This window comes from Neisseria sp. P0018.S001 (assembly GCF_051957355.1).
GTDB lineage: Bacteria > Pseudomonadota > Gammaproteobacteria > Burkholderiales > Neisseriaceae > Neisseria > Neisseria subflava_A.
Genome location: NZ_JBQCWN010000010.1, coordinates 57,224 through 78,720, shown reverse-complemented (window position 1 = coordinate 78,720; position 21,497 = coordinate 57,224). Strand labels below are relative to the sequence as shown.

The following is a 21,497-nucleotide window of genomic DNA, read 5'->3' as shown; positions in this document are numbered from 1 at the left end:
AGAAAAGGCCGTCTGAAAGCCCAATGACTTTCAGACGGCCTTTATATGCAAATTCAAGCAATTAGTGCTGATGCGCGCCACCGTGACCATGGCCGTGACCGTGATCCATGCCGGATTGCGGTGCGGTTTTCACTTCCAGCTCGACAGTTTGGGGTTTCGCGTTTTTGAATTTCAGGGTTACAGGTACTTTTTCGCCTTCTTTCAATTGTTTTTTCAGACCCATGAACATAACGTGGTAGCTGCCTGGTTTCAGTTCGGTTACGCCTTTCGCAGCCAAAGGCACGCCGCCTTTAACTTCGCGCATGCGCATAACGCCGTTGTCGTTCACGTGAGTGTGTACTTCAACACGTTCGGCAACAGGGCTGCTGCCGCCTACCAAGAAGTCTTGTTTGGCTTCATCGTTTTGGATTTTCATGAATGCGCCACCCATTTTCATACCTTCAACGGTAGAACGTGCCCAACCGTCTTCAATATGGATACCGGCTGCAGATACGGAAGTTGCCAAGCCTGCCAGAATCAGGGTTGCCATTAATTTTTTCATGTTTTGCTCCTTATGTTTGCCACATGGCTGGAATATACGGCCTTCATCTTACAACCGAAGGCCGTCTGAAAACTTTGATATAGATTAACTAATACTATCTAATCCTAATGAATTACCATATTACCACATTTCTAAGCAGTTAATGCAACAATCCAAACAATAAATAACATGAACAAAGCCATCAGTTGCGCGGCCGAACCGGCATCTTTGGCACGCTTGGCCAGCTCGTGTTTTTCAGTAGAGGTATGGTCAACGGCTGCCTCGACGGCGGTATTAAACAATTCGGTAATCAGTGAAATAAACGATGCGACAACAAGCACCATTTTAGTGAGCGGGCCGAAATCAAGGAAGAAAGCCAAAAAAATTAAAATCAGGTTCAACCAAAAAACTTGGCGAAATGCACTTTCATAACGGTACGCGGCAGCCAGTCCGTCTTTGGAATAACCGAACGCATTAATGATGCGCTTAATGCCGTTTTTACCTTTTTTTTCAGATGCGTAGGAAGATGGTTCCATCATATTCTCAACATAAAAAGGCCGTCTGAAGAGAAACGGTCGGGTCAATCTTCAGACGGCCTTTGGTTCTATTGTTTTGCCCAAGATGCAACGGCATCTGCGAACATGGCGGCAACGTCGAAATCTTTTTGCTTCATGATTTCTTGGAAGCCGGTCGGGCTGGTTACATTGACTTCGGTCAGGTTGCTGCCGATGACATCCAAACCGGCAAGCAAAATACCGCGGCGCTTCAATTCAGGCGCAAGGGTTTCTGCAATTTCACGGTCGCGCTCGCTCAATTCCTGTGCCACGCCGCGACCGCCGGCAGCCAAGTTGCCGCGTGTTTCGCCGTTTTGCGGAATACGCGCCAAAGCATACGGAACAACTTCCCCGCCAATAATCAGAATGCGCTTGTCGCCATGTACGATTTCAGGAATATAACGTTGCGCCATGATGGTGCGTGAATCAAGCTGCATCAGGGTTTCAAGGATACTGCCGATATTGGGGTCGGATTCGGTCAGACGGAAAATGCCCATACCACCCATGCCGTCCAACGGTTTGATGATGATGTCGCCGTGTTCTTTCAAAAAGGCACGGACATCGGCGGAACGTGTGGTAACCAAAGTCGGCGCGGTAAACTGGCTGAAGTTCAAAATCGCCAATTTCTCATTGAAATCACGCATTGCTTGTCCGCTGTTAAATACTTTTGCGCCCTGCTGCTGTGCCAAAGTTAAAAACTGGGTTGCATACAGATATTGCATATCAAACGGCGGATCAGTGCGCATAATGACCGCATCGAAGTCTTTCAAGGCCGTCTGAACTTTTGCCTCTGCTTTAAACCATTCGTGATCGTCATCGTTCTTCGCGCCGACAAACTCAAATGCCGCTGCCTGAGCCACTACCAAACCTTCACGGACGGACAATTCTCCGCTCAAGGTATGAAAAAGCTGCCAACCGCGCTTTGCCATTTCACGCATCATGGCGTAAGTAGTGTCTTTATAGGTTTTAAAACTTGCCATCGGATCGGCGATAAACAGGACTTTCATCAAAATTTCCTTGTAAACAGACGATATAATCATACCTTGTATTCTGCCTGCCTGAAAAGGTGGCAAAATATAGAAAAGGCCGTCTGAATCCTATTTTCAGACGGCCTTGAAGCTTTTAGGCGGCTGCCAAATGCAAGAGTTCGGCGGCATGGCTGCGTGTGGTATCGGTAATGATTTCGCCACCCAGCATACGCGCAATTTCCTCAATGCGCTGATGATGGTTCAAGACGCTGATTTCGCTAACGGTTTGTTCGCCTTCGCTATGCTTGCGCACCTGCCAATGGTTTTCACCGCAAGAGGCGACTTGAGGAAGATGGGTTACCGCCAAGACTTGATGTTTTTTACCTAAGGCACGCAAAGCTTTACCGACCATTTCAGCAACACCGCCACCAATACCGGTATCCACTTCGTCAAAAATCAATGTCGGCACTTGCGTGTATTGGCTGGCAACCACTTGCAAAGCCAAGCTGATACGCGCCAATTCGCCGCCGGAAGCCACTTTGTTCAAAGGACGGGACGGATTGCCTTTATTCGCTGCCACTTGGAATTGCACCTGTTCCAGACCATGCGCGGTCGGCGAAGACGGCAACAAGACGATGTCAAAACGTGCGCCTTTCATGGCCAAATGTTGCATATGCTCGGTGGTCTCTTCACCCAAACGGCCGGCTGCCTGATGGCGCATGGCAGAGAGAATATGCGCGGCTTCATGGTATTCGGCAAGATTGCGTGCGACTGCATTTTCCAAGGCTTCCAAATCAGCAGCCGCGTGCAGGTTTTGCAAGCGCTCGTCGATTTCCGCCAACTTTTGCGGCAACTCTTCCGGCTCAATGCGGTATTTGCGCGCCATACTCATCAATTCGCCCATACGGCTTTCTTGTGCGGCCAATTCATTAGGATCGATGTCGCTGCGACCAGCCACATCGCGCATATTGGCACTGATTTCACCCAATTCTGCTTCAATACTTGCCAACATATTCAGGCTCTCGGCAAAGCGCGGCTCAATGTTTTGCAGATTGCCCAGCAGTTTTTGGCATTGATAGATTTGACGTTGGATGCCGTTGTCTCCGTCTATACTGTCGCCCACCTGCTCGGCGGTTTGCAGCAATTCGGCCGAATGCGCCAGGCTGTCATGGCTTTGGCTTAAGGTTTCCCATTCGTTGGGTTTGAGCTCCAATTGGTTCAATTCATTAAACTGCCATTCCAAACGCTCGCGTTCGATGGCCATGGTTTCTGCCTGCTCTTGTGCTTCTTGCAGTGCCTTTTTCGCATTGACCCAATTTTGATAAAGCTGTTTGACCGTTTCTGCCTGCTCTTTGCTGCCGGCAAATGCGTCCAACAACTCGCGTTGCGCAGACTCTTGATTCAACGAATGATGGGCATTTTGGCCGTGAATATCGATTAACTGCTCGCCAATGGCCTTCAGCTGCGCCAATGTTACTGCCTGATTATTGATATAACTGCGGCTTTTACCCTTGGCATCGATAATACGGCGGATGCTGAGCTCTTCCGCATCTTCTTCCAAAAGGCCTTGCTCCTGCAGCTGCGCTTTCAGTTCAGACAAACCGCTGATGTCGAACAAAGCCGACAACTGCGCTTCTTTGGCACCGCTGCGCACTTGGCTGTAATCGGCTTTATCGCCCAACAACAGGCCAATTGCATCCAGAGTAATCGATTTGCCTGCGCCGGTCTCGCCCGTCAATACGGTAAAGCCGTTTTGAAAATCAAGATTCAGGTTTTCAACAATGACAAAATCACGCAAAGAAAGTGCCAACAGCATTGCAGTATTCCTTAGTAAATTACCCGCAACCATGCGGAATAGCTTTAGATAAGCTGATTATAACTAAGATTTTTTATAGTTTAAATCAGATTTTTCTTATGATTTATCTAAGATATTTATTTTAAACAAATTATTTTTTAAGAAACTGCTAAACGCACCACGCCATATTGTTACCCTGGCTGGCTTATTCAATGATATAAAGCGTTCATTTAATACTATAAAACGCTAGAATAACTAACACAAAGGCCGTCTGAAACACAATTATTTCAGACGGCCTTTACATTCAAATCAGTTAATCAGTCTGCTTCCTGATTCTACTGCTTCTTCAGCCTCCTCATCGCCTGTCGGCGGCGTTTCCATCAAATCAGGCAACACCAGCTCGCCCAATTCAGTCAGTGGCGGCAATTCTTCCAAACTTTCCAAACGCAAATCGCTTAGGAATGTTGCTGTTGTCGCCCACAAAGCCGGACGGCCGACAGAATCACGGTGGCCGATGACTTCAATCCAGCCCCTATCCTGCAAGGTTTGCATGACATTTTGCGACACCGCCACACCGCGTATGCCTTCAATATCGCCACGCGTTACCGGTTGCTGATAGGCAATAATCGCCAGCGTTTCCATCACGGCACGGGAATAACGCGGCGCGCGCTGCTCTTGCAGGCTGCCCAGTCGTTCAAAGGCGGCTTGGGCGATTTGGAAACGCCAGCCCTCATGGGTATGCACCAGTTGCAAAGCCCTGCCCTGCCAGCGGGCCTTCAGTTGCGCCAACACGTCAATCAGCTTGTCTTGCGACAACGGCGGCACGCACAATTCGCGCATGGCTTTTTCGTTTAAGGGTTCGACTTGCGTCAACAGCGCCGCTTCAATCAGCGCATCGGGAGAAAGTTTTTCAGTCATAATAAAATCAATGTTCAGACGGCATAAACAGCCAAAAGCCGTCTGAAAGATAATATGGTCAACGGTTTGTTACGCGCTCAAATGCGCTTTCAGTTTTTCTTCGTCCAAAAACCAATGGCAGATTTCGGTATCGCCATCCAGCAAAACAGGCACCAGCTCATTGTACTTTTCTTCTAAAACCGGATCTTCATCAACATCGACAACATCCAGCCCAAATCCAAACTGCTCCTGATAAGGCTTTAATTGTTCGCGCATTTTGTGGCACAGGCTGCAATATTCCCGAAACATCAAGGTTAGTTTCATGGCAGTTACTCTCGGAGGGACAAAAGCGGCCATTGTATAGCAAAATGCCGCCAAACCATACAAGCATGACAAAGGCCGTCTGAACAGGCGCGAGATAACGCCTTCAGACGGCCTTTATTTGTATTCTGAATTAAGACTGAACGTTAATACCGGCAGTCACGGTATTTTGGGCACTGCTTGCAGTCAGAAACGATGCAGCCAATTCGCCGCAGCAACCGCAACAAGTCGCCACGCCCAGTTGAGCCTGCAAATCGCTCATGGTGGTTGCACCGGCGGCAATGGTCTCTTTGATGTCGTGGTCAGTAATGGCGTTGCAGATGCAGACAAACATGATGTGCTCCAATAATTTTGTTACCCTCTGTAATTGAGAGTAGGATTTATTCTTGAACGTAAATATAAATAAAAACGGTTTGCATTGCAATATTGGCACTGTCCTTTTGTTTTGAAATTTTTCTATGTAAATTTGTATTTTGATTGTTATTTTATAAATAGTAAACTTTATAACCGTTCAGACGGCCACGATAACAAAAGGCGGCATCTTCGAAATGCCGCCTCTATTCATGAACGGGAATGGTGTTCATCGACCATGTTTTTCAAACGAATATTGGCAACATGGGTATAAATCTGCGTGGTGTTGATATCGGAATGTCCCAACATCATCTGGACCGAACGCAAATCGACGCCGTGATTGACCAAATGCGTGGCAAAAGCATGGCGCAAACCGTGCGGGCTGAGCGAAGCAATACCGGCCGCTTCGGCATATTCTTTGACTATCATCCATGCAAGCTGACGGCTGATGCCGCTGCGTTTCTGGCTGACAAACACTTCGTCGCAGATTTTGTTTTTCAGCAACAATGGGCGCGATTCGTTGCAATAGCGTTCCACCCAATAGGCCGCTTCCTGTCCCAACGGAACCAGACGCAATTTGTCGCCCTTGCCTATGGTACGAATACTGCCGCGATGTAAATCGATATCGCTGAGCGTCAATTTGACGGCCTCAGTCACGCGCAAACCTGTTGCATACATGACTTCGAGCAAGGCTTTGTCGCGCAGACCATGCGGCGTTTCCACATCCGGCGCAGCCAGCAGCGCGTCGATTTGAGCTTCGGTAATCAGCGTGGGCAGTTTTCGTTCCGATTTCGGCGCCTTGAGAAAACGGGTGGGATTGTCTGCTCTTTGACCCGTTTCTTCCAACCAGCCGTACATGCGCTTGCAAGCTGACAATGCCCGCGCTTGGGACGTGTTTTTTTCTCCCTCTGCATACACAGCATCAGACAGGGCAAATTCATCGGCACTCAACCAATCCTGCCCGCCCTCGGCCAACCGCGCGGCGACTTTGACCAAATCACGGCGGTAACTTTGCAGCGTATTGTGGCTGAGCCTGTCTTGCAGCCAAAGGGATTCAAGCAGTTTGTCTATTAAATCGTCCATACTCATCAAACTGTATTGAAAGGCCGTCTGAACGGCATGACTTTACATCCGTTCAGACGGCCTTAGGTTCTCAAAGCCCTATTTAAGAGGCTTGAGAAATTGTATCCAAAACTTCCTGCGCGTGTCCGGCCACTTTGACTTTGCGCCATTCATGGGCGATTTCGCCGTTTTCGTCCAACACAAACGTGCTGCGCTCAATGCCGAGGGATTCTTTGCCGTAAAGCTTTTTCAGCTTGATCACGTCAAACAGTTTGCAGACGGTTTCTTCTTTGTCGCTCAACAATTCAAACTGGAAACCTTGTTTGGCGCAGAAATTCTGATGCGATTTGACGCCGTCGCGCGAAATGCCGACAACGGTATAGCCCAATGCTTTGAATTGTTCCAATCTGGCGTTGAAATCCAAGCCTTCGGTGGTACAGCCGGGCGTGCTGTCTTTAGGATAAAAATAGACAACCAACGGCAAATGTTCGGCGGAGTTAAAATCGCTGCCGGAAGAAGATGGGAGTGTAAATTGATATTTTGACATATTATTCCTTTCAGACGGCCTAAACCTAGCCTGCGTTTATTTTTCGCTTAAATTCAAATAACTGCGCGTACCTTGAAAATCTTCCAATGCGCGCAACAAAAGCTGGAAATGGTCGTCATTGCCGGCCAAATCCAACTCATCGGCATTGACGGTCAGCAAAGGCGCGCTTTGATACAAATGAAAGAAGTGGCTGTACTCGTCATGCACCCGTCCCAAATAGCCTTCGGGGAACAAGCTGATAATGCCTTCGTGACGTTTTTGCAGACGTTTGCGGTTGTTTTCGACGGCGGTTTGCAGATAAATCACCACATCGGGCTCTGCGTATTGCGGCAGAATGCGTTGCTTCATATCAGCAAAAAGCTGCTGCTCGTCATCATTCAAAACGATAGGCGTAAAAATACGGTCTTTTTCCGGCAAAAAATCAGCCACAACCATTCCGCCTTGCGCACATTGGTCTTCAATAATATTCACGCTTTCAGCGCGGCGCGTCAGGAAGAAAAGCTCGGCAGCCAAGCCATTATTGGAAACATTGCTGTAAAACTTCATGAGAAACGGATTGTGATCCGGACTCTCCGACAACAGCAACGCGCTGAAATGCTCTGCCAAGCGGCGGCTCAAAGCAGTCTTGCCGCTACCGATGGTACCTTCGACAACAATATAACGAGGATTCATAGTAACTCTTTGTAATGTGTTTCCCAACAATATTTTATAGCAAAAAAGGCGTGTCCAACACGCCCTTTCTTGTTTTAGTCCGTTTTCAGACGGCCCTTATTCTTTCAACAGGCGAATACCCTGCCCGCCCAAAGCCTGAGCCAAATCAGCCGCACGGCCATGCTCGCCCAACTCGAAATCCGGAAGGATTTCAGCCAGCGGCAACATAACGAAACTGCGCTCATGCGCGCGCGGATGCGGCAAAGTCAGATGCGGGTCATCGCTGCGAATACCGTCAAAATCGATGATGTCCAAATCCAAAGTACGCGGCGCATTGCGGAAGGTACGTTCGCGCCCAAATTCGGCCTCGATGCGGTTTAACTCAGCCAACAGCGCCACGCCGTCCAATGATGTTTTCACGGTACAAACGGCGTTCACAAAATCGGGCTGATCGTCATAGCCGACTGGCGCAGTCAGATACAGGGAAGATGTTTTTTCGAGCCGGATATGCGGATGCGCGGCCAATTCAGCCAAAGCGGCGCGAACCTGTTCGGCAGGATTGGCAAGATTGCTGCCCAAAGCGACAACGGCAAAATGCGGATACATTTCAGACGGCCTCTTTTAAAACGGCAGCGTTTTGGTTTTGGCAAGGAAAACAATCGTGGCAACACACGACATGGACAAAACGTAGACGATATAGAATTTCGGCGAACGCGGACGCGAACGCATCATAATCATGCCCAACACAATATAAACCAGCAACAGCAGGATTTTCATGCCGAGCCACGGCGCATTGAACGGCGAAAAATGGGTAATCTTCATCAGCCACAAGCCGGTAAACAGCAACATAGTGTCGTTCAAATGCGGCATGGCCTTCCAAATGCCTGCCAACGGTTTCTCAGGATGACGCCAGAGCAGGAAAAAACGGATGTTGAACAACAGGATGGTAATGGCAACGAAAATCTGATGGCTGTATTTTACAAACAGATATTGCATGGCAGTTTCTTATATTAAGGGTTGAAAAACAAAGCAGCTATTTTACCGCAAACATCTATTTCTGACGCAACTTTTCAATCGCCAGCAGATAGGGAGGCGCATTGCGGCGGTTGACAAAGCCATAGCGTAACACGGCAAAGGCTTCCTGCGGCAAAGTTTCCGCCCATTGCACAATCGCTTCAGCCTCTATTCGGCCGGCTTCATGCCCCGGATACAATACCGCTACGGCCAACCCGCCCTCTTTCAGCAAACCCAAAGTATCCGTCAGCGCACGGATGCTGCTTGCCGCTTCAGTCGTACAGCTTTTATCGCCACCCGGCAGCCAACCGAAATTAAATACTGCGGCATCTAAAGACTCGTCGATATAAGATAAAACGTTTTCATGACCGTCATGTATCAGGGCTACCCAACCATCTACGCCATTTTCTTTCAGACGGCCTTGAGTCTGCTCCAGTGCTTTGGATTGCACATCAAACGCCCACACCCTACCCGTCTCTCCAACCGACTGCGCCAACAGCAAAGTATCATGCCCGTTTCCGGCCGTCGCATCCAAAGCGCGGCCGCCTGCTTTTAAGGCTTGTCGTAACAAGGAGTGGGCAAAGGGAAGAATGTTTTCAAGCAGCATGATAAAGGTCGTCTGAAAATAAAAATACCCTACCGCAAAAGCGGTAAGGTATTGAAAAACAGGAATGCGTTACATCATTTATTCGGCAGGTTGTTGCACAGTCTCAACTTGAACCGGAGCAGCTGCGGCAGCGGCTTGAGGTTGTTTGTTTTCGTGTTGCAAGCTGACTGCGCGTGCAGGAACGATTGTTGAGATAGCGTGTTTGTAAACCATTTGAGTGACGGAAGTATTACGCAGCAGAACAACGTACTGGTCGAATGATTCCACTTGGCCTTGCAGCTTGATGCCGTTTACCAAGTAGATCGAAACCGGAACGTGCTCTTTACGCAACGCATTCAAAAAAGGATCTTGTAACATTTGTCCTTTAGCTGTCATATTCTTGAGCTCCATTATTATGATTGTAAAGACGCCAAAATCGGCTTTTGATGGGATTGTAGCCCCGAATAGAATAAATTACCAACTATTTTTTTCTATCACACCGTTTAGGAATCCAGCAATAAGGGAAATTCCCGACAAACCGACTGTTTCATTTTCATCTTCACACCCCTTCCCAATCCCGATTTTATGTATTTTGATTCCAGCAAATCTAATCGATAAATATCATGAAACATGAATAACTTACATTCCATCATAAAAGGCCGTCTGAAATCGTTCAGACGGCCTTTATGCTTATTTGCTGAATTGTTTTTTCACGCTGACTTTGGTTTTTTTCTTGAAGCGGTTTTTCTCTTCCTTGCGGCCTTCGCGTTTCTCAATGCGGTTGCTCAGGCTGACGCGGCGCAGCGGTTTTTTCTTCGGTTTGTCTTCCGCATTTTCATACGGGTTTTCCGAAACATTGTATTGAATTCTGAGCGGCGTACCTTGCAGATTGAAGGCTTTGCGGAATGTTTGGGTCAGATAGCGCGTGTAGCTGTCGGAAATGGCGTGCAGCGAATTGCCGTGTACCACAATCACCGGCGGATTCATGCCGCCTTGGTGGGCATAACGCATTTTCGGACGCACCAAACCTGCGCGCGGCGGCTGTTGACGTTCAATCGCGCTTTGCAGGACGCGCGTGATTTTCGGCGTCGGCATCTTAATCATTGCCGCATTGTAGGCAGCCTGAATGCTTTCAAACAAACCGTCTATACCGCGCTCTTTCAACGCAGAAATAAAGTGGAACTTAGCAAAATCAAGGAAATACAGCTTGCGGTTGATATCGCGTTTCACTTGCTCGCGACGCTCTTCGCTGATGCCGTCCCATTTATTGACCGCCACCACCAAGGCACGGCCTGCTTCCAAAGCAAAACCCGCAATCGTCGCATCTTGGTCGGCGATATCTTGTTGCGCATCCAACACCAAAACAGCAACGTTTGCCGCCTCAACCGCCTGCATGGCTTTGATAACGGAGAACTTTTCCACCGCTTCATCCACTTTGCCGCGACGGCGCACACCTGCGGTATCGATGATGGTAAACGGTTTGCCTTCACGTTCAAAATCGATATGGATACTGTCACGCGTCGTGCCTGCCATATCGAAGGCAATCACACGTTCTTCGCCGAGGATGGCGTTTACCAAGGTTGATTTACCGACATTTGGACGGCCGATTACAGCAAAAACAGGATGTTTCGCTTCTTCCTCTTCCTTTTCAGGCTCGGGGAAGGTTTCCAAAATATCCTCAATCAGATAATACACGCCATCGCCGTGCGCACCTGAAATAACATAAGGGTCGCCCAGGGCAAGTTCGTAGAACTCGGCGGCAAGCACGGCCCTATTGCCGCCCTCGCCTTTATTCACGGCCAAATAAACGGGACGCGGGCTTTGGCGCAAACGGTCGGCAATGATTTTGTCTTGCGGGGTCAAACCGGTGCGGCCGTCCACTAAAAACACCACTGCATCGGCTTCATCAACAGCCTGCAAGGTCTGTTTTGCCATTTCGTGCAAAATGCCGCTGTCCACAACCGGCTCAAAACCGCCGGTATCGATGACCAAATAAGGTTTGCTGCCGACTTTGCCATGACCGTAATGGCGGTCACGCGTCAGGCCGGGCAAGTCATGTACGAGCGCGTCTTTGGTGCGCGTCAAACGGTTGAATAAAGTAGATTTGCCGACATTGGGGCGGCCGACAAGCGCGATGGTTGGTTTCATGATTGAGTCTTTCTGTGTCAAGTGCCGCCTAAAATCGGGAGCGGAACACAAGCAGGTGTTTTAAAAACACGGTTGATAAGGATAAGTGTAGGCCGTCTGAAAAGTCATGGCAACTTCAGACGGCCTTGATTTTAAAAAAACTTATTTCAAGCTGTCGATTTTCATTTGCAGCAATTCGCGGCCCACGGCGGTTTGCGGCAATTTGCTCAAAGCAGCTTCGTAACTTTGTACGGCTTCTTTGGTTTTATTTTGGGCAACGTAAACATCGCCTTTGGTTTCCAGCATCAAAGGCTCGAAGTCAGCCTCAACCTGAGTATTCAGGGCATTGATGGCGGCATCGTATTTTTTCTGCTGCAACAGGACAACGCCCAAACGCTGGGCTGCCAAAGCTTGAACCAGCGGTGCGTTTTGGTTTTTCAGCACCCAATTCAAATGACCTTCCGCCACATCATAACGGCCGGCATCAAACTCAGTCGCCGCTACCATCAACGTAGCTTGGGCTGTCGAAATAGAATCAGGATAGTTTTTTTGCAATTCGGCCAAATCGGCGTTGATGGATTTGGGGTCGGTTTTTTGCTGCGCCTTTTCCACCATTTGCGCCAATACGGCGGCGGCTTCCTGATCTTTTGAAGCTTTTTGGCCTTGGTAAATGGTGTAACCCAAATACCCCAAAGCCGCCACGATCAGCAAGGCAAAGATCCAACGGCCGGTGCGTTTCCAAAAATATTTAAAGTTGTCTAACTCTTGTTGTTCTTCCAAATGGGCTGCCATTTATGCGTTCTTCCATTGTTGTAAAGTGTCTGTCAAATCAGTGGCGGCAACGGTTTTCTGTTCGTGTTTGCCCTGCATATCTTTCAGGGTAACCGTACCGTTTGCCAGCTCATCCTGAGCCACAATCAGAGCAAAGCGTGCGCCACTGTTGTCTGCTTTTTTCATTTGCGCTTTCAGGCTCTGATAGCCGGAATGCTGCATCACATTGAAACCTTGTGTGCGTAAGGCTTGCGCGTATTTCATCACCTGCAAGTCCGCACCTTCGCCTTGGTGCATTGCATAGACATCAGGCGCAGCGTTCGCTTCCAGCGAGCCGTATTCGCTCACCAAAAGCAGCAGGCGCTCAATACCCATCGCAAAGCCGATAGACGGCGCAGGCTTGCCGCCAAGCTCTTCAATCAAACCGTCGTAACGGCCGCCACCGCACACAGTCGCCTGCGCGCCGAGTTTGTCGGTCGTCCACTCAAAAACCGTCTGATTGTAGTAATCCAAACCGCGGACCAAGCGCGGATTTTCAACATATTGAATACCCAAACCGTCCAACATCGCCTTGAAGCGTGCATAGTGGTTTTGCGAAGCCTCGCCCAAGTAATCCACCAAACGCGGCGCCGCGTTGCAGATTTCCTGCAAATCAGGATTTTTCGTATCCAAAACGCGCAAAGGATTGGTTTTCAGACGGCGTTTGCTGTCTTCATCCAACTTATCTTCATAACGGGTCAGATATTCAACCAATGCCGCACGGTGTGCCGCGCGTTCCTCACGGTTGCCCAAGCTGTTGATTTCCAAAGTCAGGTATTCGCGAATGCCCAATTTTTCCCACAAGTCGGCTGACATCGCGATGATTTCCGCATCAATATCCGGCCCTTCAAAACCCAAAGCCTCGATACCGACCTGATGGAACTGACGATAACGGCCTTTTTGCGGACGCTCGCGGCGGAACATCGGCCCCATATACCACAGTTTTTGCGGGCTGTTGTACAAAAGGTTGTGTTCGACCACCGCACGCAGACAAGAAGCCGTACCTTCAGGACGCAGGCTCAAACTCAAAGAATCGTTTGAATCAGAGAAGGTGTACATTTCCTTGCCGACCACATCGGTTTCCTCGCCGATGGAGCGGACAAACAAACCGGTTTGCTCGACAATCGGCGTACGGATTTGCTGATAGCCGTAAGCGCGTGTCCAACGACTAACCGTATCTTCAAACGCCTGCCAAAACGCAGCCGTCAGTTTGAAATCTTTTTGTTCGACAGGTAAAAGGTCGTTCATACCTTTTACAGATTGGATTTTTTGTGCCATTTCAATATGGGATAAGCGAAAATCAAATAGTTGGGCATTATAGCTGATTTTTAAGGGTTTGTGAGTTTGGGAACAAATCAAAAGGCCGTCTGAAAATCGGTTTTCGCATTCAGACGGCCTGTAAAGCAGATTGCAGAATCATATTCAATGATTCCAATTTTCGACTTAAATTTTTTAGAAACATATTCAATATAGATTCAATGTCGTTATACTTGGATTCTTTTCATCTCATCCCTATGCACATCATGAAAACACTACACTCTCTTTTTGTTATCGGCTTGTTGACTACCAGCCTATCTTCCCAAGTGATGGCTGCAAATAACGCCACAAATAATCAAGCCAAAATAGATTTAGTCAAAAAGGTTTATCTGTCTAAAGTGGATTTAGGCTCTGAACACAATCATGTTACCACGCCTGAATTACAAAAAATCATCCGACAATTTAATAATTTTGACACTAATATCCGTAAGCAACCCGATATGGAGATGGGATGTGACATGCCGATACATTACTACTTGGGCTTTGGTCAGGATCATCCTGACAACTTCCATAAAACCTTGCAAGTCAAGGTCACTTCTCCTCATACCATCCGGGCAACATTTAAACAATTTGACGGCCATAGGGTCGGTGCAGATTTCACGTTGAAATGTACAGAAAACCGTTGTTTGATAGATGATTTTAAGATGATTGACGATCAAACCAGCATCAAAACCGATTACAAACTTGTTTTGCGCAAACAAAAATGTGAGTGAGCCAACAACACAAAAGGGCTGCTCAAATAAATGGAGCAGCCCTTTGATTTTGAAATCAAGGTCGTGAAGGGTGCGGATTTAAGCGGACAGGCGGCAAATTAGGTTTTCCGTATTGGGAAACGGCTTGTCTGCCTGAAGTAGCTTTTCCTGACTGCATGACGCCGCTATCGTTGCGTATTGGATGTACTGCATACTCATCTTGATTTAATTGTGAAACTTCTTCATTTACTTCATGCTCTACCATAAGCTCATACTCATTATCGTATGTCTCACTCTTACCGAGCCGAACTTCCCCTCCCGCCATAGCGGATACGGAAAATGCGGATAACATAATGATTATGCTGATTTCTTTCTTCATAATATTCTCCTTTTCTCAAATATTGCTTCTTTATCATTTCTTTAATTCATGCCACAAAAGCAAGTTCCAAAGAAACCAGTTTCTTTGGTCATTTGAAGAATCTATTTAAGCACAAAACCTGCATCAATACATATCTATTATTAGAAGTTTATTTTCCATATAAACAAGGCCGTCTGAAAAAATCCTAAAAACCGAGTACAATCCGCCGCATGAAAAAACGTACCAATCCCCTCCCCCTTTTAGACGGTGTCAAACCCAGCTACTTGGTTTTGCCGCATGAAAAACAGTTTTACGGCTTGCCGTTGCTGCATTTTCTATGCGCTCATTTTCCCTTTGTCGGCGAAGAAAACTGGCGGCGGCGGCTGAACAGCGGTTTTGTGGTGGGCGCGGATGGCGTGCCGTTTGATGAAAATACTTTGTTCGAGCCCGGCAAGACGATGTTTTATTACCGTGAAACCAGCCGTGAGAGCGAGCCGCGTATTCCGTTTGAAGAAAAGATTTTGCATATTGATGAACATTTGATTGTGGTGGACAAACCGCATTTTCTGCCCGTGATCCCCAGCGGCAGATTTTTGCGGGAAACCCTGCTCACGCGCCTGCGTTTGCGGCCTGAATTGCAGCATTTGAATGTTGAAGACATTACGCCGATTCATCGCTTGGACAAAGATACGGCAGGCGTTATGCTGCTTTCGCTCAACCCTGCCACGCGTCGCGATTATCAGACCATGTTCCAAGAAAAAACCGTCCAAAAAACTTATGAAGCGGTAGCGCCGACTCGAACGGATTTGGACTATCCGCTGGATATTTCGTCACGAATGGAACGTGGCGAAAAATTCTTCCTCACGTGTGAAACGGAAGGCGAACCCAACGCCCACACGACCATCGAGCTTATCGAAAACCGCGGCGCATTCAGCCTCTACCGCCTCACGCCACATACCGGAAAAAAACACCAGCTCCGCGTGCATATGATGAGTTTGAACATGCCGCTGATGAACGATGCGCTTTACCCTACCCCCTTGGCGGCCGGCGAGGAAGACTACGACAAACCTTTAAAACTTCTGGCTAAAAGAATAGAGTTCACCGATCCTGTCAGCGGAGAAATCCGCGTATTTGAAAGTGGTTTTGCGCTTTAAGTTATCCAGTCCAATAAAAAAGGCCGTCTGAAAAGTTTCAGACGGCCTTTTTGTCACAAAATCATTTGATTAGTGATGAATGCAGCTGCACTCTTTGTTCATATCAATCACCATACGGCCGGTAATTTTACCTTCGCGCATTTCTTGGAAGATGGCAGGCGCTTCATCCAAAGCACGCAATTCGACTTTAGGCACAACCAAGCCTTCTGCGCCGAATTGGAATGCTTCTTCCAAATCTTTGCGGGTACCGACCAAAGAGCCGACCACTTCGATGCCGTCCAATACCAAACGTGGGATAGACAAATCCATAGACTCAGGCGGCAAGCCAACTGCAACAACACGGCCGCCTGCGCGAACGCAGTTAACGCCTGAATTGAAGGCAGCAGCGGATACGGCTGTGACAACGGCTGCGTGTGCGCCGCCGGTTTTCTCTTGGATGACTTGAGCCGCATCTTCTTTGGCGGCATTGATTACCAAATCCGCACCGGTTTCTTTGGCAAAAGCCAGTTTTTCATCGTTGACATCAACGGCAACAACGTGCGCGCCAAATACTTTTTTTGCGTATTGAACTGCCAAGTTGCCCAAACCGCCTGCGCCGTAAATCGCAATCCATTGGCCCGGACGAACGCCGGAAACTTTAATCGCTTTATAAGTAGTTACGCCGGCACAAGTGATGCTCGAAGCTTGCGCAGGGTCCAAGCCTTCAGGGACTTTGACTGCGTAATCTGCGCTCACGATACAATGGGTCGCCATACCGCCGTCGGCAGTATAGCCTGCGTTCAATACAGAGCGGCACAAGGTTTCGCGGCCGGTATTACAGTATTCGCAAGAACCGCAGCTTTGGAACAGCCATGCGATGCTGACACGGTCGCCGACTTTCAGATTTTTCACACCGTCGGCAACTTCTTTAACCAAACCGATGCCTTCGTGTCCCAACACGCGACCCGGTTTGTCACCGTAATCGCCTGCCGCAACGTGCAAGTCGGTGTGGCACACACCGCAATACTCGACTTCCACCAACGCCTCGCCGTATTCCAGCGGACGCAGTTCGCGTTCAACAACTTCTACATCACCTGCTACATCTTTGTTTACTACCACAGCATGCATTTTCATGGAGCGTCTCCTAGAGTGTCGAAAAAACTGTTTAGCTATAAATGAGAATACTCCCCATGCCCGAAACCGTCAACCCATAATCTTTTTCAAAACAATAAGTTATGATGTTATACCATAACAAATCCTATTCAAGCCGTCTGAATCTTTAAATATATTAACAAATACACTTTCATTTCAATCAAATCCTTTATTTTTCAGACGGCCTGCTACATGAAACAACATTGCAAACGTAAATTTTGAGAACATTCTCATTTTTAGTACTTGAACCTAAAAAGAAAAAAGCATAAGCTGTTTTTATGGCGCAGAAACACGCCTTCCCATTCATTAAGGAGAGAGCATTATGGCAAAAGATTTAAATGTGTTTGATAAAGAATACGGCCTTTTAATCAACGGCGAATGGACGAAAGGTAGCGAAGGCAAACTTTTATCCTCTTACAACCCTGCCAATGGCGATGAATTGGCCAAGTTCACAGACGCAACCGACGCCGATGTCGATGCTGCCGTGGCTGCTGCCCAAGAAGCGTTCAAAACATGGCGTAAAACCACGACTGCCGAACGCGCGGCCATTTTGAACAAAATCGCCGACGTGATTGACGAAAACGCAGAATTATTCGCCCTGCAAGAAACCTTGGACAACGGCAAACCCATCCGCGAAACCCGCGCCGCCGACGTGCCTTTGGCTTCCGACCATTTCCGCTATTTCGCCAGCGTGATCCGCGGTGAAGAAGGCACTGCAACACAGCTTGATGCCGAAGACCTGTCCATCGTTCTGCGCGAACCGATCGGCGTTGTCGGCCAAATCATTCCTTGGAACTTCCCATTCTTGATGGCCGCATGGAAAATCGCCCCGGCATTGGCCGCAGGTTGTACCATCGTCATCCACCCTTCTTCCAGCACTTCATTGAGCCTGTTGTCCCTCGCTCAAAAAATCAACCACTTGCTGCCTAAAGGCGTGTTGAACGTGATTACCGGCCGCGGTTCTAAATCCGGCGAATACATGCTGCACCACAAAGGCTTCAACAAACTGGCCTTTACCGGTTCAACCGAAGTCGGCCGCCGCGTCGGTATTGCCGCCGCCGAATTGCTGATTCCGTCCACTTTGGAATTGGGCGGCAAATCTGCCAACATCTTCTTCGACGATATGCCTTTCGACAAAGCCCTCGAAGGCGCACAAAAAGGTATTTTGTTCAACCAAGGCCAAGTGTGCTGCGCCGGTTCGCGCATTTTTGTACAAGAAGGCATTTACGACAAATTCGTCAATGCTTTGGCTGAAGAATTCAAAAAAATCAAAGTCGGCCTGCCTTGGGAAGATGACACCCAAATGGGTTCGCAAGTCAATGCCGGACAACTCGAGACCATTTTGAAATACGTCAAAATCGGCGAACAAGAAGGCTGCCGCATCATTACCGGCGGTAAAAAAATCGAAGGCGAATTGGGCAAAGGCGAATTTGTCGAGCCTACTTTGATTGAAGCCAGCAACGAAGCCCGTGTTTCCCAAGAAGAAATCTTCGGACCGGTTGCCACCGTAATTAAATTCAAAACCGAAGAAGAAGTCATCAAAATGGCCAACGACAGCGAATACGGCTTGGGCGGCGCAGTGTGGAGTACCGATATCAACCGCTGCCTGCGCGTTTCCAACGCATTGGAAACCGGTCGCGTTTGGGTAAATTGCTACAACCGCCTGCCTGCCGGCGCGCCGTTTGGCGGCTACAAAACTTCAGGTATCGGCCGCGAAACCCACAAAATGATGCTCGCCGCCTACACCCAAGTGAAAAACATCTACATCAGCACCCGTGAAGAACGCGAAGGCTTCTATTGATTCGGCGTTTCACATTAATCTAATTTAAAAAATATAAAGGCCGTCCGAAACCTGTTTCAGACGGCCTTGCTTTATTCTGTTTCGCAATAAATGCTTTATATCTTTCTCAAAAAAAGCCCCACCACTTTCTCTCCGGCCACAGCCAGCAATGCCCCGGCCACAACCACCATGGCACCCACATAGCTGACGATATTCATATCCGAAGCGGCAAAATAATCGGGGGCGAGATGATGGCCGATGGTGGAAAATATCATGGTGAATACGGGAATCAGCGTGGTGACGATACTGACTTTGGAAGCGTCCCAATGGTTGAGCGCTTCGCCGAATGAACCATAGCCGATCAGCGTGTTCAGGCAGCAATAGATAAAGCAGCCCCATAAAAACGGATTGCCGATATAGACGATTTGCGACGGTTCGGCAAACGGCAGGAAAACAAAGCTGCTGCAAAAATAAATCATCAACAGGATTTGTTGCGAATTGAAATGTTTGGACAGAAGTTTTTGCGCCACGCCGTAGCACACCCAAATCATGCTGCCCGAAGCCGCCATCATCACGCCGACCGCGTAGCTGCCCAAGCTGAAAAGTTCGCCGAATTTGTCGTTAAAAAACATGACCAAACCCGTCAGCAAAAGCATCAAGCCGATTTTTTGCCAGTGCGTAAATGCTTCTTTAAACACGCCTACGCCGACCAAAATCATGGTAAAGGGCGAGAGCTGCCACAACACCTGCGTGGTTGTCGGAGAAATATAGTGCAAACCCATGGCAACGAGAACAAAATTGGCGGAAATACCGATAATGCCCAGCACCAATAAAAATAAGGTTTGCCTGGAAAATTCAGACGGCCTCGGCAGCTTGCCGGTCAGTCCCAACAGCACAAACAACACCAGCGAAGCCACTAAAAAGCGTATCCATACCAGCGTGGGCGCATCGACGGCTTTTAAGGCCTGTTGGGCGATGACCGGCAGCGAGCCCCAAGTCATGGTGGCAAGCAGCGCCAATGAAAAGCCGAGCCAAGGTTTTTGTTTCTTCATTTTTCAGACGGCCTTTGCTTACGCGGCTTCCCAGTAGTCGATATAAAGCTGCAATTCGAGATTGTTCCGCCATTCGTTGGCAACGGGGCGGTACACCGTGCGGATGTATTCGGGAATGTCTTCGCTGCAACGCCAAAACATGGCTTCAAATTCGTAGCCGTCTTTTTGCAGCCAGACTTTTTTGTGTTTACCTTCCGCGCCCAAAGGTTGCTGGCGGACAACATGAAATTCATCGGTAAAACTCGGCGGCGCGAAGCCCTGTCCCCAAACGTGTTTAGCAAGGTTTTGCGCCTGTTCCAGCGTAATGTCGCGTGCAGGCAGGCTGCCGTCGGTGATGAAGGTTTGCGACAAATCGTCTTCGCACACCATCTCGCGCACGGCTTCTTCAAAGGCCGTCTGAAACGCGGGGATATTGTGTTCAAGTATGCTCAAACCCGCCGCCATCGCGTGTCCGCCGAATTTCAAAATCAAATCGGGATGGCGTTTGGACACCAAATCCAAAGCATCGCGCAGGTGCAGATTGGGAATGGAGCGTCCCGAACCGCGCACTTCGCCGTTGTCGGCAGGCGCAAACACGATGGTCGGACGATAAAAACGGTCTTTGAGGCGGCTGGCAACGATGCCGACCACGCCTTGATGGAAGTCATCGCGATATGCCACCAAAGTCGTCTGCCCTGGAGGCAGGGTTTCAGGAAAAGCATTCAGCGCGTCTTGCAGCATAGACTGCTCGATTTCGCGGCGCTCGATATTGAGGTTGTTTAACTGCGCCGCCAGTTCCTGCGCCTCGGCATCATCTCGCGCCAACAGACAGGCAATGCCGACCGACATATCGTCCAACCGTCCGGCGGCATTGATGCGCGGTCCCAACGCAAAGCCCATATCGAAAGGCTGAGCCTTGCGCCAATCGCGCCGCGCCACTTCAAACAAGGCGCGGATACCGGGGCGCATTTTGCCCAAACGCATCCGTTTCAACCCTTGCGACACGAGGATACGGTTGTTGTGGTCCAGGGTGACGACGTCGGCGACAGTACCGAGTGCGACCAAATCCAAGAGATCGCCCAGATTCGGCTCTTTCAGGCCGTCTGAAAAATAATTGCGGCGGCGCAGTTCAGCACGCAAAGCCATTAATACATAAAAAATCACGCCCACGCCCGCCAAGCTTTTGCTTTGGAAACCGCAGCCTTTTTGGTTTGGATTGACGATGATGCAGTCGGGCACGGTCTCGGCAGGCAGATGGTGGTCGGTTACAATCACATCCAAACCCAACTCCTGCGCACGCGCCACGCCTGCAATGCTGGCGATACCGTTATCCACCGTCACCAACAAATCCACACCTTGCTCGGCCGCGATTTCAGCCAGCTCGGGCGTTAAACCGTAGCCGTGTTCAAAGCGGTTGGGCACAAGGAAATCCACTTTCGCCCCCATCGCCGCCAAACCGCTCATACCGACGGAACACGCCGTCGCACCGTCGGCATCATAGTCGGCAACAATCAGGATTTTTTCCTGACGCTCAATCGCATCCGCCAAACGTCCGGCGGCGGCTTCGCAGTTTGTCAGCGTTTGATACGGCAAAAGCGCAGCAAGCTTGTCGTCCAACTCGGCCGGACTTTGCACTTCACGAGCAGCACACAGCCGCGCAATCAAAGGATCGGTACCTGCAGTGAGCAAGTCGTTGAAAACAGTCGGATTAATGGAACGTGTTTGGATTTTGACGGACATGGTGTGTGGGTTTAAATAGAGAGAAAATTAATATTTTTGAAGCGTTTATTTTAAGGAGGAGGCCGTCTGAAACCTACAATCCGTTTTCAGA

24 protein-coding genes are annotated in these 21,497 nt (G+C 48.9%); 3 read left to right on the top strand and 21 right to left on the bottom strand.

The window, feature by feature from the left end; translation table 11 throughout:
• Window positions 1-61: 61 nt before the first annotated feature.
• The 17 genes from ACTHTJ_RS08130 to hisS form a co-directional block, all read right to left on the bottom strand.
• A complete protein-coding gene (locus ACTHTJ_RS08130) occupies window positions 62-541 on the bottom strand; it encodes a copper chaperone PCu(A)C (RefSeq protein ID WP_070584325.1) in 480 nt (159 codons plus the stop codon).
• A gap of 131 nt (window positions 542-672) precedes the next feature.
• Entirely contained in the window at window positions 673-1,056 is a 384-nt protein-coding gene (locus ACTHTJ_RS08125) for a diacylglycerol kinase (RefSeq protein WP_070584350.1), read from the bottom strand.
• Between the two features lie 68 nt (window positions 1,057-1,124).
• Window positions 1,125-2,081 carry a glutathione synthase gene (gshB, locus tag ACTHTJ_RS08120; protein WP_070584324.1) on the bottom strand — a complete coding sequence of 319 codons (957 nt, stop codon included), beginning with the start codon at window positions 2,079-2,081 and terminating at the stop codon, window positions 1,125-1,127.
• Between the two features lie 115 nt (window positions 2,082-2,196).
• Entirely contained in the window at window positions 2,197-3,858 is a 1,662-nt protein-coding gene (gene recN, locus ACTHTJ_RS08115) for a DNA repair protein RecN (RefSeq protein ID WP_070584322.1), read from the bottom strand.
• Window positions 3,859-4,146: 288 nt separating this feature from the next.
• Window positions 4,147-4,755 carry an SMC-Scp complex subunit ScpB gene (scpB, locus tag ACTHTJ_RS08110; RefSeq protein ID WP_004519443.1) on the bottom strand — a complete coding sequence of 203 codons (609 nt, stop codon included), beginning with the start codon at window positions 4,753-4,755 and terminating at the stop codon, window positions 4,147-4,149.
• A 69-nt stretch (window positions 4,756-4,824) separates the two neighbouring features.
• The gene (locus ACTHTJ_RS08105) at window positions 4,825-5,058 is read right to left on the bottom strand and encodes a glutaredoxin family protein (protein ID WP_050787142.1); all 234 of its coding nucleotides are present in this window, start codon (window positions 5,056-5,058) and stop codon (window positions 4,825-4,827) included.
• Between the two features lie 130 nt (window positions 5,059-5,188).
• Window positions 5,189-5,389, bottom strand: coding sequence for a (2Fe-2S)-binding protein (locus ACTHTJ_RS08100; RefSeq protein WP_003681978.1), 201 nt, complete (start codon window positions 5,387-5,389; stop codon window positions 5,189-5,191).
• 227 nt (window positions 5,390-5,616) lie between these two features.
• The gene (gene xerD / locus ACTHTJ_RS08095) at window positions 5,617-6,495 is read right to left on the bottom strand and encodes a site-specific tyrosine recombinase XerD (protein ID WP_440360911.1); all 879 of its coding nucleotides are present in this window, start codon (window positions 6,493-6,495) and stop codon (window positions 5,617-5,619) included.
• Between the two features lie 76 nt (window positions 6,496-6,571).
• A complete protein-coding gene (locus ACTHTJ_RS08090; RefSeq protein WP_003683206.1) occupies window positions 6,572-7,015 on the bottom strand; it encodes a peroxiredoxin in 444 nt (147 codons plus the stop codon).
• Window positions 7,016-7,051: 36 nt separating this feature from the next.
• Entirely contained in the window at window positions 7,052-7,687 is a 636-nt protein-coding gene (locus ACTHTJ_RS08085; protein ID WP_440360910.1) for a deoxynucleoside kinase, read from the bottom strand.
• Between the two features lie 96 nt (window positions 7,688-7,783).
• Window positions 7,784-8,272 (bottom strand): 2-amino-4-hydroxy-6-hydroxymethyldihydropteridine diphosphokinase, encoded by a 489-nt coding sequence (gene folK, locus ACTHTJ_RS08080; RefSeq protein WP_440360909.1) that lies wholly within the window; start codon window positions 8,270-8,272, stop codon window positions 7,784-7,786.
• A gap of 15 nt (window positions 8,273-8,287) precedes the next feature.
• Window positions 8,288-8,662: a SirB2 family protein gene (locus tag ACTHTJ_RS08075; RefSeq protein ID WP_049350659.1), complete on the bottom strand. Its 375-nt coding sequence runs from the start codon at window positions 8,660-8,662 to the stop codon at window positions 8,288-8,290.
• Window positions 8,663-8,717: 55 nt separating this feature from the next.
• A complete protein-coding gene (locus ACTHTJ_RS08070; RefSeq protein ID WP_440344821.1) occupies window positions 8,718-9,287 on the bottom strand; it encodes a class I SAM-dependent methyltransferase in 570 nt (189 codons plus the stop codon).
• A gap of 78 nt (window positions 9,288-9,365) precedes the next feature.
• Complete coding sequence (gene hfq / locus ACTHTJ_RS08065; protein WP_036493792.1) at window positions 9,366-9,662, bottom strand: RNA chaperone Hfq; 297 nt, start codon at window positions 9,660-9,662, stop codon at window positions 9,366-9,368.
• 294 nt (window positions 9,663-9,956) lie between these two features.
• Complete coding sequence (gene der, locus ACTHTJ_RS08060; protein WP_049331367.1) at window positions 9,957-11,414, bottom strand: ribosome biogenesis GTPase Der; 1,458 nt, start codon at window positions 11,412-11,414, stop codon at window positions 9,957-9,959.
• Window positions 11,415-11,555: 141 nt separating this feature from the next.
• The gene (locus ACTHTJ_RS08055) at window positions 11,556-12,185 is read right to left on the bottom strand and encodes a YfgM family protein (RefSeq protein WP_070584314.1); all 630 of its coding nucleotides are present in this window, start codon (window positions 12,183-12,185) and stop codon (window positions 11,556-11,558) included.
• Complete coding sequence (gene hisS, locus ACTHTJ_RS08050; RefSeq protein WP_070584312.1) at window positions 12,186-13,481, bottom strand: histidine--tRNA ligase; 1,296 nt, start codon at window positions 13,479-13,481, stop codon at window positions 12,186-12,188.
• Between the two features lie 245 nt (window positions 13,482-13,726).
• Here hisS and ACTHTJ_RS08045 point away from each other — a divergent pair, with 245 nt between their 5' ends.
• Entirely contained in the window at window positions 13,727-14,233 is a 507-nt protein-coding gene (locus ACTHTJ_RS08045; protein ID WP_283120574.1) for a hypothetical protein, read from the top strand.
• 55 nt (window positions 14,234-14,288) lie between these two features.
• On the opposite strand, the gene ACTHTJ_RS08040 is transcribed toward ACTHTJ_RS08045, so the two are convergent.
• On the bottom strand, window positions 14,289-14,591 hold the full coding sequence (locus tag ACTHTJ_RS08040; RefSeq protein WP_070584310.1) for a hypothetical protein: 303 nt from the start codon (window positions 14,589-14,591) through the stop codon (window positions 14,289-14,291).
• Between the two features lie 209 nt (window positions 14,592-14,800).
• On the opposite strand from ACTHTJ_RS08040, the gene ACTHTJ_RS08035 reads away from it, so the two are divergent.
• Window positions 14,801-15,724 (top strand): RluA family pseudouridine synthase, encoded by a 924-nt coding sequence (locus tag ACTHTJ_RS08035; protein WP_070584309.1) that lies wholly within the window; start codon window positions 14,801-14,803, stop codon window positions 15,722-15,724.
• A gap of 69 nt (window positions 15,725-15,793) precedes the next feature.
• Here ACTHTJ_RS08035 and adhP read toward each other — a convergent pair whose 3' ends face one another.
• Window positions 15,794-16,837 carry an alcohol dehydrogenase AdhP gene (gene adhP, locus ACTHTJ_RS08030; RefSeq protein ID WP_079453675.1) on the bottom strand — a complete coding sequence of 348 codons (1,044 nt, stop codon included), beginning with the start codon at window positions 16,835-16,837 and terminating at the stop codon, window positions 15,794-15,796.
• Between the two features lie 340 nt (window positions 16,838-17,177).
• Here adhP and ACTHTJ_RS08025 point away from each other — a divergent pair, with 340 nt between their 5' ends.
• On the top strand, window positions 17,178-18,656 hold the full coding sequence (locus ACTHTJ_RS08025; RefSeq protein ID WP_070584307.1) for an aldehyde dehydrogenase family protein: 1,479 nt from the start codon (window positions 17,178-17,180) through the stop codon (window positions 18,654-18,656).
• Window positions 18,657-18,751: 95 nt separating this feature from the next.
• Here the strand turns inward: ACTHTJ_RS08025 and ACTHTJ_RS08020 are convergent, their stop codons facing one another.
• Entirely contained in the window at window positions 18,752-19,687 is a 936-nt protein-coding gene (locus ACTHTJ_RS08020; RefSeq protein ID WP_070584306.1) for a DMT family transporter, read from the bottom strand.
• Between the two features lie 18 nt (window positions 19,688-19,705).
• The gene (gene recJ, locus ACTHTJ_RS08015; RefSeq protein WP_070584304.1) at window positions 19,706-21,406 is read right to left on the bottom strand and encodes a single-stranded-DNA-specific exonuclease RecJ; all 1,701 of its coding nucleotides are present in this window, start codon (window positions 21,404-21,406) and stop codon (window positions 19,706-19,708) included.
• Between the last annotated feature and the right edge of the window lie 91 nt (window positions 21,407-21,497).

Bases quoted from the DNA above. Each gene is read 5' to 3' on its own strand.
- ACTHTJ_RS08100 (WP_003681978.1), bottom strand. From the start codon at position 5,389: ATGTTTGTCTGCATCTGCAACGCCATTACTGACCACGACATCAAAGAG.
- recN (WP_070584322.1), bottom strand. From the start codon at position 3,858: ATGCTGTTGGCACTTTCTTTGCGTGATTTTGTCATTGTTGAAAACCTG.
- ACTHTJ_RS08090 (WP_003683206.1), bottom strand. From the start codon at position 7,015: ATGTCAAAATATCAATTTACACTCCCATCTTCTTCCGGCAGCGATTTT.
- ACTHTJ_RS08105 (WP_050787142.1), bottom strand. From the start codon at position 5,058: ATGAAACTAACCTTGATGTTTCGGGAATATTGCAGCCTGTGCCACAAA.
- ACTHTJ_RS08025 (WP_070584307.1), top strand. From the start codon at position 17,178: ATGGCAAAAGATTTAAATGTGTTTGATAAAGAATACGGCCTTTTAATC.
- ACTHTJ_RS08045 (WP_283120574.1), top strand. From the start codon at position 13,727: ATGAAAACACTACACTCTCTTTTTGTTATCGGCTTGTTGACTACCAGC.
- ACTHTJ_RS08125 (WP_070584350.1), bottom strand. From the start codon at position 1,056: ATGGAACCATCTTCCTACGCATCTGAAAAAAAAGGTAAAAACGGCATT.
- scpB (WP_004519443.1), bottom strand. From the start codon at position 4,755: ATGACTGAAAAACTTTCTCCCGATGCGCTGATTGAAGCGGCGCTGTTG.
- der (WP_049331367.1), bottom strand. From the start codon at position 11,414: ATGAAACCAACCATCGCGCTTGTCGGCCGCCCCAATGTCGGCAAATCT.
- hisS (WP_070584312.1), bottom strand. From the start codon at position 13,481: ATGGCACAAAAAATCCAATCTGTAAAAGGTATGAACGACCTTTTACCT.
- ACTHTJ_RS08130 (WP_070584325.1), bottom strand. From the start codon at position 541: ATGAAAAAATTAATGGCAACCCTGATTCTGGCAGGCTTGGCAACTTCC.
- ACTHTJ_RS08035 (WP_070584309.1), top strand. From the start codon at position 14,801: ATGAAAAAACGTACCAATCCCCTCCCCCTTTTAGACGGTGTCAAACCC.
- ACTHTJ_RS08040 (WP_070584310.1), bottom strand. From the start codon at position 14,591: ATGAAGAAAGAAATCAGCATAATCATTATGTTATCCGCATTTTCCGTA.
- gshB (WP_070584324.1), bottom strand. From the start codon at position 2,081: ATGAAAGTCCTGTTTATCGCCGATCCGATGGCAAGTTTTAAAACCTAT.
- ACTHTJ_RS08055 (WP_070584314.1), bottom strand. From the start codon at position 12,185: ATGGCAGCCCATTTGGAAGAACAACAAGAGTTAGACAACTTTAAATAT.
- folK (WP_440360909.1), bottom strand. From the start codon at position 8,272: ATGTATCCGCATTTTGCCGTTGTCGCTTTGGGCAGCAATCTTGCCAAT.
- adhP (WP_079453675.1), bottom strand. From the start codon at position 16,837: ATGAAAATGCATGCTGTGGTAGTAAACAAAGATGTAGCAGGTGATGTA.
- ACTHTJ_RS08070 (WP_440344821.1), bottom strand. From the start codon at position 9,287: ATGCTGCTTGAAAACATTCTTCCCTTTGCCCACTCCTTGTTACGACAA.
- ACTHTJ_RS08020 (WP_070584306.1), bottom strand. From the start codon at position 19,687: ATGAAGAAACAAAAACCTTGGCTCGGCTTTTCATTGGCGCTGCTTGCC.
- ACTHTJ_RS08075 (WP_049350659.1), bottom strand. From the start codon at position 8,662: ATGCAATATCTGTTTGTAAAATACAGCCATCAGATTTTCGTTGCCATT.
- ACTHTJ_RS08085 (WP_440360910.1), bottom strand. From the start codon at position 7,687: ATGAATCCTCGTTATATTGTTGTCGAAGGTACCATCGGTAGCGGCAAG.
- hfq (WP_036493792.1), bottom strand. From the start codon at position 9,662: ATGACAGCTAAAGGACAAATGTTACAAGATCCTTTTTTGAATGCGTTG.
- xerD (WP_440360911.1), bottom strand. From the start codon at position 6,495: ATGAGTATGGACGATTTAATAGACAAACTGCTTGAATCCCTTTGGCTG.
- recJ (WP_070584304.1), bottom strand. From the start codon at position 21,406: ATGTCCGTCAAAATCCAAACACGTTCCATTAATCCGACTGTTTTCAAC.